The following is a 13,041-nucleotide window of genomic DNA, read 5'->3' on the forward strand; positions in this document are numbered from 1 at the left end:
AGTTGATAAAGGATTTAAAAAATAAAAGGTTGACCAGTTGATCAGTTAACCAGTTGACCAGTAAAAAAAAACAGGCCGTTCGCCAATTGGCAGACGGCCTGTTTTTTTGCCTTTATCAACGCTGTCAACCCGCCACTTTTTATCCAGGAACCTGGTTGCATTTATCCTGGTCAACTGATCAACAGGTCAACTAAAATAAAAACGCCACACTGTTAAGCGTGGCGTTTTTACATGAGTGTATCTCAGCTGACTGAGAACCCAGAAACTCATCTACTGAGAACTCAGAACAAGAATTTTGCCTGCAGTTTCATAACAGGATTATGGTCTGCAGGCAAAATATGAATACACCAATTAATATTGCCAGAGTAATATAAACCAATCCGGTATTACTCGCGTATTTATACTTTCATCAACGACTAGTTCATTGCAGTGTCGTTGCTGAGGCCTTGTGCATATAAAGAACCCGGTAATACGTTCCAGATCAAGGACACCATACGACGACGTTTGTCATCAGCATGATAATCTTTTACTCTGTCAGGGTAAGGGAGCTCTTCACCTTTACCCATCCACTTAATGTCGTAGTTGATGAGTTTAGGATTAGGAATCAGAGCTTCATTTATTTTGATAAGGTCAACCAGAAGGTTGGCAATAGATTTTGCTCTAAGTTCAGATAATTTAACGTTCAACTCCTGACGGGTTGGGTTGTTCGTTTTCATCTTGGCGAGCAGCGGCGAATACAAAGGAGATTCCTTAGCGATCGGCGTTTCGTCAGAGAACCCGTAACAAACAATTACCGCCACGAATCTTTGTCGGGGGTGGTCACCAAAGAACTTGATGATCCGTTGTACAATTGGTTCGATTGATTTTTTGGCTTCATCCTGTTTTTCAGGAGGAATACCGTAACCACCTGCTGGGAAGAAAGTGGCTGTTTCAAATGAAGAGAAAGTTGAAATGTCATAAAGGTCGTTCAACGATTTCAGATCGGTCAACGCACTCTGGATGATTACGTTGGTACGTTCTGCGAACTGCATGATCTCTTCTTTGGTACCATTTACAGAAAGCTGTTGGGCTACTGCAAGCTGGGTGTCGATCTTTCTTTCAGCCTCTTTGAGGTTTTTGATGATCTCCTTACCAATGTCAGGATCCACTTCATAATTTTTCACTTTTTCTACGGTCAGGGCGATGGCGCGCTGAGCTTCTTTCTTGACTAACTCAAGAGTTTCTTGTGTGGTTTTCGTCAAGGTTTGGACTGATTTGCTAGGGCCGCATGATACTGCCATGCCCAGCGCCAGTCCTGTTACTACCATGATTAATAGGCTACGAAGCATAAGAGTAAAGGTTTTTAATAAGCAGGACCAAACGTGACCTGCTCCTTTGGTTTACTAATTGGCTTTTTCGGATTGGTTCTTAAATGGATACTAGAAGTATCTATCTGACTTTTAACGGCAGATGTGCGAATATATTCTCTTTCTTTAACATTTTTTTCCTTTTTTGTTGCTTCTGCCGGCTCAGAATAAGCGTAAGAACTATACGAATTGTAAGATTTACTATTCTCTTTTTTTGTTGGCGTTTCCGGAACGCTTTCAGTAACCGGTGGAGTCTCAGGTTGTTGTATTACCGTTGTTGATCTGTTCTTGGCGGCCTTCGTAATTTCCGGGTCCGATTCGGTTACCGGGGTCCATGATACCGACGTAATATTCGCGGATGAGGGTAATTTTACCTTTAGTAGTTTTTCTATCGACTCATTTATTTCATTAATGTTGTCGTCTTTGATGAATGCGTACGACTTTATTCCCATTTCGGTAAACCACTTGCTCCAGATGGTGGTAAGCAGGTTGTACTCACCGGTCCAGTCATCCTTTGGGTTTAATTCCAGCACTATAACTTTTAAGTTGGGGAAACGTTTATTAACAGGAAGCAAACCATAGTCGCCCTCTTTAAAACGGCTGTTCCAGTCCGGCGCTTTTTTCAGGTTGTTGATGATCTGTGCGCAGGAAGTATACCGGTTGTTGCGACTGATGCGTCCTTGCAGGCTCTCAAAATCCATATAGCCATCGGTGATGATGAATAGTGTGTTTTGTGCATCTTTCTCCAGGTCGTCCTGCAGGTCTTCATTAAAGTACTTCCAGATGTCGGCGCCCGCATAAGAAGTACTGTTATTGCTGATCACTGCTTTTTTATAGATCTGCGGTAACAAAGTGTTGAAGTTCTTTTCTGTTTCTTCCAGCATCTTTGCCTTTTGTTCGGGCTGTGCTGAAGCCAGCGTGAGACGCAGGTTACCGGCCATATCGTACACTTCGTTTGCGGTAGTACGTTGGGGTGCTACCATCAACTTCAGTTTATCGTTTACCGTAAAATATAACCTGGTGGGATCTTTTGCATTCAGCTTTGACTTGAAAGCGGCGTAGATGGATTGGATAACCTGTATATCTTTTGGAACCTGTTGCTGGTTGTTATACAGTATCCGGTCGCTTAGGTCAAGCAAAACCATATAATTGTCTTTGGGCGGTGCGGATCCGTCTTTCTTTGCATCCTTCACAGCCTCTTCGATTTCGTTGCAGCCTGCCATTGCCCAGGCGCATACGATGGTCATGATAATGGTGAGGTAGCGTGCCATAACTCAAGGATAAAAAACCTGTTTATTTGAAATAAGATTCCTGAAACTCTTTTAGTTCCTTTATATAGGCGTCTGTTCTTTCGTTGATGAGCTTGATCTGCTCTTCTCCTTTTTCGCGCCCATATAAAGTTGCCAGGTAACCGTTCCAGCCGTCTCTGAAGTAATTGATGTTCTTTTCAATTGCATCAACGGGCAGAACGAGTCTGTCTTTTTCTTTGCTGAGGTCTTCTGCTCTTTGGGTTATTTGTTGTAACTCGGTTTCGTATAACATCCGTCTTTCTTCCAGTTGCAGGATCTCATCCTGTAAACGTTGAATGCGTTTGTACCGAAGTTTCAACTGATTGCGTTTGCCCCATTCCATCTGCATCAGATAATATACAGAGCTCCAGATGGCAAACACGCCAAAACCCAAAAAAAGTACCAGGTAAAATCGCGAATCCGCGAATACCGGTACAATCAACGATTTAAATTCATCCCGATTCAGCTTGATCAAAATCTCATTCACGGCGGTATGAACCTGAAGAGCCAGCAAAATGTCACCAATAAAAACCAGGCTTAGCAATCCCCAAACAACTTTCTTGTATTTCATGCCTCTTTCCGAGAACAGGTGAATGGATGTTCCCAGGGCAAAGAAAATAGTGGGGAATACGATCAGGGGGGGGTAGTTAATAATAAGATAGACCAGTCTTCGAAGGCTGGGTAACAATTGTATGTTTAGCCTTCCTTCCTGGAAAAGGGTCATTGGATCGACACCATTCAACGCAAAATCCGCTACACTCATGTAAAAGTATAATAAGTAAAACGATAATGCAACTAAAAGAAATAATAAAAATAAAAAAGTGCCCCAACTGAAGCTGTTATACATGGCCTGGTGGCGGGGAGAATGCGCGGTGTTTATCTCATCTAATTGATTCTTAAGCATATTGATCTCAGTCTGTTTAAGGGGCACCAAACCCTTGGTAATATCGCGACTGTTATGAATTTCTTCCACCTTGCCCTTTACCTCGTAGAATTTTTCCAGTAAGGTGTCAATTTGCTTCTGAATGCGATTACGGGTATCTTCCGTTTTTGGTAATAATCGTAGGGAATCCTGTTCAGAAAGGATGGAACCGCTGCGCACTTTGTTCAACAAGCCCTTATACGCTTCAATACCGCCTTTATAAGTACCAGCCTGCTCAACGCCGTACCCGCGCATGTCTTTCACTACGATGTTCGACAGATCAGGCATATGATACCTGTTGCTATCGGTTTGTTTTGATTTGCCAGAGATGATCACTGATTAATGGGGGTGTTTTGGGTTATTGCTTCCAAATTTAATTTATTGTGCCGTTTAAAAATTGGTATGTGCAGACCCTGTGGATAAAAGCAGGTGCTGGTTTTCAGCCTGTTTTATAATATTTTGTTTGTCAGCCTTTTGACTCGTTACTACCTTTTTGTTAATTAAAAACCAGCTAAGTAACTTCGCAACCTCAAAAAACACATGATTATGGAATTCGGCTATTTTCACTATCCACTGCCGGCAAACGAACCTGTTTTGTCGTACGCACCGGGGTCGCCCGAAAAAAGGCGTTTGAAGGAAGTGCTCGCACTGTTAAAACAGGAACCCGTAGACGTACCTATGTACATTGGCGGACTGGAAGTGCGCACTAACAAAAAGGAAACCATGAATCCCCCGCATGAAGTAAAACATGTATTGGGGCATTATCATATCGGGGAAGAAAAACATGTAAAGCAGGCTATTGAAGCAGCCCTTGCTGCGCGAGAAAGCTGGGCCGCCATGAGCTGGGAAAACCGCGCACACATTTTCCTGAAAGCTGCTGACCTTATTGCTACCAAGTACCGGCCATATATGAACGGTACTACCATGCTGGGGCAAAGTAAGAACGCTTACCAGGCCGAGATCGACAGCGCCTGTGAGCTCATCGACTTCTTACGTTTCAATGTACACTTTCTGAGCGAGATCTACCGTCAGCAGCCGATTAGTGCAGCCGGTATCCATAACCGTATGGAGTATCGCCCGCTGGAAGGGTTTGTATTGGCAGTTACTCCATTCAACTTTACAGCTATCGGTGGCAACCTGCCTACCTCGGCAGCCATGTGCGGAAATGTAGTGGTTTGGAAACCCGCTCACACCCAGGTGTATTCAGCACAGATGTTTATGCGCATCTTAAAAGAAGCCGGCCTGCCCGATGGTGTTATCAATCTTATTTACGTTGATGGCCCGGTGTTAGGTAAGGTTTGTTTCTCACATCCTGATTTTGCCGGCGTGCATTTTACCGGTTCAACAGGTGTATTCAACCAGATGTGGGAAACCATAGGTAAGAACATGTCTTCTTATAAATCATATCCACGCATAGTAGGTGAAACCGGAGGAAAGGATTTTGTACTGGCGCACAAAAGCGCTGATGTCGATATTCTGGTTACGGCCTTATTACGCGGCGCTTTTGAATACCAGGGTCAGAAATGTTCTGCCGCTTCACGTGCTTACATTCCCAGCAACCTGGCTGAAGATGTAAAAAAGAAACTGGCAGCCGGTATCGAAAGCTTTACCATGGGCACGGTAGAAAATTTCAGCAATTTTATCAATGCGGTGATCGATGAAAAAAGCTTTGATAAAATTGAAAACTATATCGAGAACGCGAAGAACGATTCCAAAGCAGTGATCTGGGCAGGTGGCAAATGCGATAAGTCACAGGGTTATTTTGTACAGCCAACTGTTATTGAAGCAAAAGACCCCATGTACGTTACTATGTGTGAAGAGATCTTTGGCCCCGTGTTAACCGTATATGTATACAATGCCGATAAGTTTGAAGATACTTTGGAGCTGGTGAATAAAACCTCACCGTATGCATTAACCGGATCGATCATTGCACAGGACAGGGCAGCGGTTGAACAGGCAACTGTAAAATTGCGTCACGCGGCTGGTAATTTTTATATTAATGATAAACCAACCGGCGCGGTTGTTGGACAACAGCCTTTTGGTGGCGCCCGCGCCAGTGGCACCAATGATAAAGCAGGTTCTATTTTAAACCTGTATCGCTGGCTCAGTGCAAGAACCATCAAGGAAACATTCAACGCCCCTGTTGATTATCGATATCCGTTTATGGCAGAAGAGTAAGTCAATAGGCAATAAACAATAGACAATAGACAATAAGTAATTGGCTATAAAAGAGGGGCTGTTTTTTAAAAAAACAGCTCTTTTTTCTGTCTGTTGCCAATTGCCAATTGACAATTGGTTTTTTGGCGGTTTGCGTTTATTTTTATCAAAATATTTTCCTTGAAGACGATTTTAAATGAGCAGCAACTGGCTATAATCATCCGGCGGCTTAGTCACCAGGTACTGGAGAATAATATCAATTTAGATAATACGGTTTTTATTGGCATACAGCCAAGGGGCATTTTTGTGAGCGATCAGATGATCCAGGTGATCCGGCAACTGGTTTCGGCTGAAAAGGTGCAGTATGGCAAGCTGGATATTACTTTCTACCGCGATGATATCCGCAACCAGATCCATATGCCCAATCAAACCGATATTCCCTTCAGCATAGAGAAAAAGAATGTGGTGCTCATCGATGATGTATTGTATACCGGCCGTACTATCAGGGCGGCGCTGGATGCGTTGCTCGATTTTGGCCGTCCTGCCAAGGTAGAGCTGTGTGTGCTCATCGACCGCCGTTTTAGCCGGGAATTACCCATTCAACCCGATTATACCGGCCGTTCCATCGATTCCATCGTATCGCAGAAAGTGAAAGTTTTCTGGAAAGAACGCGATGGAAAAGAGGAGGTTGTGCTTCTTTAAGACACAAGGTACAAGGGGCAGGGATTAGGAGCATAATTTTTAAATGAAGGTAACCAGATAAGAAAGATTCTTTCTACTATAGTTACCAGGTTAGCAGGGTAAGGTGCAAGGTTAAGGTAAAGGGTAAACTCCAACGCCTTAGATCTTCGAGAACACTAAACTTACGACTTGAACCTTGGCTCTTGAGTCTTGAATCTTAATGTTTTAAATCTTGTGCCTTGAATCTTGGTTCTTGTTCCTTAAAACTTTAATTTCGCAGCTTGAAATGCAACTTTCAGTTAAACATCTGCTCGGTATACGGGATCTCACCCGTCAGGATATACAGATTATTTTAGATACTGCCACCCAATTCAAGGAAGTTCTACAACGGCCTATCAAGAAAGTTCCTTCTTTGCGGGATGTTACTATCGTTAACCTGTTTTTCGAAAATTCAACCCGTACCAGGATCTCTTTTGAGCTGGCTGAAAAACGCCTGAGCGCCGACACCATTAACTTTACGGCCAGCGCTTCTTCCGTTTCAAAAGGGGAGACCCTGCTGGATACCGTGAATAATATTTTGTCGATGAAAGTAGACATGGTGGTAATGCGGCATAGTGCCAGCGGCGCCCCCCACTTTCTGGCAAAACATATTCCGGCGGCAATCGTAAATGCAGGAGATGGCATTAACGAACACCCCACCCAGGGCTTGCTCGATGCTTTTTCCATGCGCGAAAAACTGGGTCGCCTCGAAGGGTTGAAAGTGGCCATCATCGGCGACATCATGCACTCGCGGGTAGCAATGAGTAATATTTACCTGTTGAAGAAAATGGGCGCCGAAGTTATGGTAGCAGGTCCGCCCACCCTGATTCCAAAGTACATCCGGGAAGCATTCGATATCCGGGTGGAGTACAACCTGCGAAAAGCGCTGGAGTGGTGCGACGTGGCAAACGTGCTGCGGATCCAGCTCGAACGCCAGAACCAGGTACTTTTCTCTTCGCTGCGGGAATACAGCCTGGCATATGGGATCAACAAACGCTTACTCGATAGCCTCGATAAAAAAATCGTGATCATGCACCCCGGCCCCATCAACAGAGGGGTGGAACTGGACAGCGATGCCGCCGACGGTAACCAGAGTATCATTTTGAACCAGGTTGAAAATGGGGTAGCGGTGCGGATGGCCGCTTTGTACCTGTTATCCGGTGGCCGGGAAATGACAAATTAGTTCCAGGTTATATGTTTCAAGGTTCAAGGAAAAGATTCCATGAAAATGTAACCTGCAACCAGTAACTTGTAACGCATTCTTGTGAATTGAATAATATCTGGTAATTCAATCCTGTACTTAATTAATAATATGCAACAACGCATAGCCCTGTTTCCCGGAACCTTTGATCCTATTACGATAGGTCATTTGGATATTATTCATCGCGCACTTCCCCTGTTCGATAGACTGGTGATAGGTATTGGCCGCAACGCCAATAAATCGGCCATGTTCTCTGAAGAACAACGGATGAAGTGGATCAGGGAAATATTCAGGGATAATCCCAGTGTTTCGGTAGCAGTGTATGAAGGGTTGACTGTAGAATGTTGCCGTAAGGTAGGCGCCAATTTTATAGTGCGCGGCATCCGGTATGTGAACGATTTTGAATACGAAAAGGCCATTGCCGATATGAACCGGAGCCTTGATAAGGATATTGAAACGGTATTTTTAACCTGTTTGCCGCAATACACTTCGGTTGCCTCCACCCTGGTAAGAGATGTGATCCGCAATGGCGGCGATGCCCGTCAATTCTTACCCCAGGCCGTTTCGAAGGATATTTAAGAAGGTATGCTAATATGCATAATTTGCTAATATGCTAATTTGATAATGCGATATTACTTCATTTTCGTACAGTTTCTATAAAAGCGAAACGCTGTATTCAATCAGCACATTAACAAATTAGCAAATTATCACATTGACTATATGATTTGGTTCAAAAAAGATCTCCAGCTTAACGACTTCATTCACCTGGGAAAAAATACCATGGGTGAACACATCGGTCTTGAATTTATTGAACTGGGAGCTGATTTTATGAAGGCGACTATGCCTGTAGATGAACGCACCAGGCAACCCTATGGGTTGTTGCATGGCGGCGCCTCCTGTGTACTGGCCGAAACCCTGGGCAGTGTAGCTTCCGCAATGGTAATCGATCCCGAAAAATTTATCTGCGTTGGTCTCGAAATCAATGCCAACCATATTCGCGGAGTTCGCGAAGGCCGGGTAACCGGAATCACCACCCCCATCCACCTCGGCGCCACCACCCATGTTTGGGATATAAAAATTTATGATGAACGTGAGAAGCTGGTTTGCATCAGCCGGTTAACGGTGGCGATCCTCAAAAACAATAGACAATAGACAACCTGCGTCGCGGCAGCCAATAAACTAACAAACTAAAGAACCTACGATCTTAATAACCGGCTGCCTTCAAAACATCCACTATAGCCGGAAAAGTATTCGAAGTATATTTTTCAAACTGATCCGGTTTTGCCCATTCTATTTTTGTGATCTGCTCAATAGTTTGCGGCGTTAGTTTTTGATTGCCGGGCGCAGTTAATAAATACCACCAGGTTTCCTTTAATATATGGTGACCACTTTCGTCGTAGGTATGCCAGGTATTGACGAGGTGTTTTTTCAGTTCCACTTTTTCCAAACCGGTTTCTTCCTGAATTTCCCGCACGGCACATTCCTCCATCGTTTCCCCGTCATCCAGTTTTCCTTTTGGCAGGTCCCATTTTCCGCGGCGGAAGATGAACAATCCTTCACCGGCTTCGTTTAGTACCAAACCGCCGCCGGCTTTTACCAGGATGAATTTTTTCCAGAACGCTTTTTTCAGTTCTTCTATATTATTATGTAGATAGATCCCGGCATGCACTTTTTCCTGGCGCATTTCGTGGATCATGGAATTGATGCCGCCATGTGAAAATTCATCAATCAACACCGCATCGTCGTGATGGGCGAAAGGTTCAATTTCGGGAGTAATGGAATCTGTAAGAAACAGAGGTTTCTTGTTAAAGTATATCTTTATGTGCATAACTAATTTTCAGTTTTCAGGTAGCAAAGACCAATTTCGCCGCAAATAACTTATATAATATATGTCTTCGAACGAAAAGGCTGTAGCCGAAAAGTTATTACAAAGTAATGCTATAAAATTAAATCCCGCGCAACCCTTTACCTGGGCATCGGGGTGGAAGAGTCCGATTTATTGCGACAACCGCCGGGTTCTCTCGTTTCCTTTTATCCGCGATTTCGTAAAATCTGAAATGTGCAATGTGATCTTTCAGCAGTTTCCCGATGCCGAATTGCTGGCCGGGGTGGCCACGGCCGGAATTCCCTGGGGGGCGATGGCGGCTGACCAGCTGAAGTTACCTTATATATATGTACGCCCGAAACCAAAAGAACATGGGTTGGGCAACCAGATCGAAGGATATTTTGAGGCCGGACAAAAAGTGGTGGTGATCGAAGATCTGATCTCAACCGGAAAAAGCAGTCTGCAGGTGGTGGATGTAATAAAAGCTGCCGGCATGGAGGTGATGGGAATGGTGTCGATTTTTAACTACGGATTTCCGGTGGCTGCCCAGAATTTTGAAAAAGCCGGGGTGCCTTACGTGTCGCTGACCAACTACGGTACCCTCATTGAACTGGCGGTTGAAAAAGGAATTGTGTCGGCCGACCAGCACGATCTTTTAATGGAGTGGCGGAAAGATCCGTCGACCTGGATGAAAAGTTGACCAGTTAACCAGTTGATCAGTTGACCTGGTTAACTCGTCACCTGATCAACCCAGCATATTTGAAATAAAAAAAGCTCCCGACAAAATCGGGAGCTTTTTTTATTTCAAATTCATTTTGGGTAATTAATCACTTACATCCCGCCGCCGCCATCTTCAGTTTTCTTACAACACTTGGGCAGTTTTTTGTAGGCTTCTTCGTCGGCTTTTACATCGTCGGCATCGTATCCGGCGTTGGCAATTGCGGCCTTGATATTTTCAGGATTCGTGCGCTCGGCAACGTAGGTAACTTTGGTAACATGATGCTTGAAATCCACGTTGGCTTTCTGAATTCCATCTTCGCGTTTCAGGTAATCCTCGATGCGTTTTTTGCAACTTTCGCATTGAACGGTTGGCGTTTGAATGGTCACGGTTTGGATTCCTTTCTTGGCCTGTGCAGAGGCGAAGGTGGTAATTCCAATAACGGCAAATGCCAGTAAAAGTAATTTCTTCATACCACTTGTTTTTTCAAATTTAAATATTTCGGATCAGCATTTTCGTTAATTTTTTACCGCCGGTTGCATCCAAAATTGAGCACCGAAATCACCGAAAAATACGATCGCTGATGTGGGAAATTTGCTTCGGTTGATCCGGCGCTACAGGGTGGAAAATCGAAAACGGGGCCAAATTTTCGCAGGCGATTGAAAAGTAGCTGACGGACAATCTGACAGAAAAGTGTGAAATTTTAAAAATTGCTTATTGAGTTACCTGACCCTTACGTGATAAAAAATGGGCATGCTATTTTGATGCAGTCACCGGTTTCCGGTTACCGGTCTCCAGGTTTTATGGTAGTTGGCTGTTTGAATTTTGTATTCCCGGTAACCGGATACCGCGAACCGGAAACCAGCAACTTTATCATTTTTCGATAATTTTCTATCACCTCAAATTTCAAAATTTTCAACTCGGCTACTCACCACGGACCATTCACCACTCACCACTCAGGATTGCACTTTTCCAAAAACCGGTCAACAAATGGGGTGGGAATGGGGGCGGTTTTTTGAAACCACTTTACCGTTTTTTGAAATCTGGCCGATCGTCCGCCCAGGTCGTTTCAACAAAAATTTTGGCGTGGCCCCAAAAAAATCCAACGACGTGAAATTTTTTTAAGGGTCGTTTTTGGGGTTAACCACATCTTCCAAAATGCGGAAATAAGAATTTCCAATTTTCGGTAAAAAGTGAATTTCCAGAAAATGGAAATTCGCTTTTTACCATTTTTCCTGCCTTTTATTACTGCTTAGAATTTGATTTTTTGCATGCCTTCGTACCGGATCGGGTAATTAATAAAGATGCCGCTGCGGCCAATTTTTGCACTTCCATCCAATTTTATTTTCACGCTGTCCGATCCGGTTGCCAGGGTCTGGATCAACTGCATGGCCGACGCACTCATGTCAACTTTCAAAACCACCGGCAGCAAAAAGGTGTCTTTTTTCGGAACCTGGATGCTGGAGTCGATGGTCGTCTTTCCGAAAAAATTATTGTTCACGTACACATCAACCGACCCGCTTTTCATAGTCACCGGGAACTTGTTCGGATTATAAAATTCTGCATCTGCTCCCACTGTCGATTCCTTCAACCCAAACTTCATGACTTTAAAATTTCTAACCCCCAGGTAATTGAATCCGGTTGGCTTGGCACAGGATACTGCCAGGAGGGGTAGGAGCATCCACAAACTCAGTTTTCGCATGTCGATGATTTTTAAGCCACAATGTAACGGATAAATTTTTCCGGCCAAAAAAGGATCGTATTTTTAGAATTTTCTTTGCTAATTAGTTTAGATTTAGACACATCTAAATTGGAAAAAAATGGCAAAAAATGAGCACCAGTATTTTTAGCATGTGTTATTTAAAGTAAAATGTTAATTATAAACTGAATTATACGTTTTAAGTGTAATTAAAGTTTCAAGTTTTTGATACTCAAAACGAATATTTTGCGGCTAAAAAAGGCCAATCTTAAACAGAATTTTGATAAAGTAGGTATTTATGAAGTTATTAGTTGAAAGTCAATATTTTCCGCCAGTTACCTTATTCAGAATGTCAATTCGTTTTTCAAATGTAAATATTGATGTATATGATCCCTGGCGAAAAATGAGTTTCAGAAATCGCTGTGTGGTGGTTGGCGGGAACGGTCCTATCAACCTCAGCATTCCGGTGGTGGAAGGCCGGGAACAGAAAAAGCCGTTGAAGGAGGTAATGATCGATAACCGGAAGCGCTGGCAGGTGCAACATTGGCGAACCATCGTTTCCTGTTACAACCGGTCGCCTTGGTTCAGCTTTTTTGAACCGGAGCTGGAGGCATTGTACCGGCAACCGGTTGACTTGTTGGGCGACTGGAACCGGACCTGTTTTGAATGGGTAACTAAAAAATTAGGTGTTGGTGTTTATGCAGATTATTCTGAATATGTTCCGGGGGGAAATGGAGATGGGGATGTGGTAGACTGGCGGAACAAACTGACCCCAAAATCCATCCAAACTGAGATGAACGACCTGGTTCGGTACCACCAGGTTTTTGAAGATCGCATAGGATTTATTCCTAATTTATCTATTTTAGACCTGTTGTTTTGTGAAGGGAAAAACGCCCGGCGGATTTTGGCGGCTGGGATCTGAATCCATGATTGATTGCCCGGTTTTCCCAATTGTGGAAATGGGAATAATCCTGCGTTTCAACTAATTTGATTTATAGTGATTTAAGGGGGTTAACTATTGGGAAACACTTTTTCACAATTTGTTTCATTCTTTTAGAATTTTGTTGCAGCAACTTCATATGTTTCGATGTCTAGCAAATTATCACGTAGTCACACGATTGGGGATATGGACTGGTGGGGTAAGAAAAAAAGAAGAGTGGTTGT

At 43.6% G+C, this 13,041-nt stretch carries 13 protein-coding genes; 7 read left to right on the forward strand and 6 right to left on the reverse strand.

Translation table 11 applies throughout. The features are described from left to right. Positions 1 to 416: 416 nt before the first annotated feature. Genes NIAKO_RS05720 through NIAKO_RS05730 form a run of 3 tightly spaced genes read right to left on the reverse strand, consistent with a single transcriptional unit; the run spans position 417 to position 3,893 of the window. Positions 417 to 1,328, reverse strand: coding sequence for a hypothetical protein (locus NIAKO_RS05720; RefSeq protein ID WP_014217451.1), 912 nt, complete (start codon positions 1,326 to 1,328; stop codon positions 417 to 419). A gap of 14 nt (positions 1,329 to 1,342) precedes the next feature. After that, complete coding sequence (locus NIAKO_RS05725; protein ID WP_014217452.1) at positions 1,343 to 2,617, reverse strand: hypothetical protein; 1,275 nt, start codon at positions 2,615 to 2,617, stop codon at positions 1,343 to 1,345. 22 nt (positions 2,618 to 2,639) lie between these two features. Further along, the gene (locus tag NIAKO_RS05730; RefSeq protein ID WP_014217453.1) at positions 2,640 to 3,893 is read right to left on the reverse strand and encodes a hypothetical protein; all 1,254 of its coding nucleotides are present in this window, start codon (positions 3,891 to 3,893) and stop codon (positions 2,640 to 2,642) included. Positions 3,894 to 4,103: 210 nt separating this feature from the next. On the opposite strand from NIAKO_RS05730, the gene pruA reads away from it, so the two are divergent. The 5 genes from pruA to NIAKO_RS05755 all read left to right on the forward strand — a co-directional run bounded on the left by pruA (position 4,104) and on the right by NIAKO_RS05755 (position 8,787). Continuing rightward, a complete protein-coding gene (pruA, locus tag NIAKO_RS05735) occupies positions 4,104 to 5,735 on the forward strand; it encodes an L-glutamate gamma-semialdehyde dehydrogenase (protein ID WP_041348051.1) in 1,632 nt (543 codons plus the stop codon). Between the two features lie 159 nt (positions 5,736 to 5,894). Beyond that, positions 5,895 to 6,416 carry a bifunctional pyr operon transcriptional regulator/uracil phosphoribosyltransferase PyrR gene (pyrR, locus tag NIAKO_RS05740; RefSeq protein ID WP_014217455.1) on the forward strand — a complete coding sequence of 174 codons (522 nt, stop codon included), beginning with the start codon at positions 5,895 to 5,897 and terminating at the stop codon, positions 6,414 to 6,416. A 265-nt stretch (positions 6,417 to 6,681) separates the two neighbouring features. Then, on the forward strand, positions 6,682 to 7,617 hold the full coding sequence (locus NIAKO_RS05745) for an aspartate carbamoyltransferase catalytic subunit (RefSeq protein ID WP_014217456.1): 936 nt from the start codon (positions 6,682 to 6,684) through the stop codon (positions 7,615 to 7,617). Between the two features lie 129 nt (positions 7,618 to 7,746). Then, on the forward strand, positions 7,747 to 8,214 hold the full coding sequence (coaD, locus tag NIAKO_RS05750; protein WP_014217457.1) for a pantetheine-phosphate adenylyltransferase: 468 nt from the start codon (positions 7,747 to 7,749) through the stop codon (positions 8,212 to 8,214). Between the two features lie 141 nt (positions 8,215 to 8,355). Beyond that, a complete protein-coding gene (locus tag NIAKO_RS05755; RefSeq protein WP_014217458.1) occupies positions 8,356 to 8,787 on the forward strand; it encodes a hotdog fold thioesterase in 432 nt (143 codons plus the stop codon). A 52-nt stretch (positions 8,788 to 8,839) separates the two neighbouring features. Here NIAKO_RS05755 and NIAKO_RS05760 read toward each other — a convergent pair whose 3' ends face one another. Beyond that, a complete protein-coding gene (locus NIAKO_RS05760; protein WP_014217459.1) occupies positions 8,840 to 9,463 on the reverse strand; it encodes an NUDIX hydrolase in 624 nt (207 codons plus the stop codon). 61 nt (positions 9,464 to 9,524) lie between these two features. On the opposite strand from NIAKO_RS05760, the gene pyrE reads away from it, so the two are divergent. Beyond that, entirely contained in the window at positions 9,525 to 10,160 is a 636-nt protein-coding gene (gene pyrE, locus NIAKO_RS05765) for an orotate phosphoribosyltransferase (RefSeq protein WP_014217460.1), read from the forward strand. 131 nt (positions 10,161 to 10,291) lie between these two features. On the opposite strand, the gene NIAKO_RS05770 is transcribed toward pyrE, so the two are convergent. Further along, entirely contained in the window at positions 10,292 to 10,651 is a 360-nt protein-coding gene (locus NIAKO_RS05770) for a heavy-metal-associated domain-containing protein (protein ID WP_014217461.1), read from the reverse strand. Between the two features lie 779 nt (positions 10,652 to 11,430). Next, the gene (locus NIAKO_RS05775; RefSeq protein ID WP_041346396.1) at positions 11,431 to 11,880 is read right to left on the reverse strand and encodes an LEA/WHy family protein; all 450 of its coding nucleotides are present in this window, start codon (positions 11,878 to 11,880) and stop codon (positions 11,431 to 11,433) included. A 295-nt stretch (positions 11,881 to 12,175) separates the two neighbouring features. On the opposite strand from NIAKO_RS05775, the gene NIAKO_RS05780 reads away from it, so the two are divergent. Further along, positions 12,176 to 12,799 (forward strand): WbqC family protein, encoded by a 624-nt coding sequence (locus NIAKO_RS05780; protein WP_014217463.1) that lies wholly within the window; start codon positions 12,176 to 12,178, stop codon positions 12,797 to 12,799. Positions 12,800 to 13,041: the final 242 nt, after the last annotated feature.

Source organism: Niastella koreensis GR20-10, from assembly GCF_000246855.1.
Taxonomy (GTDB): Bacteria; Bacteroidota; Bacteroidia; order Chitinophagales; family Chitinophagaceae; genus Niastella; species Niastella koreensis.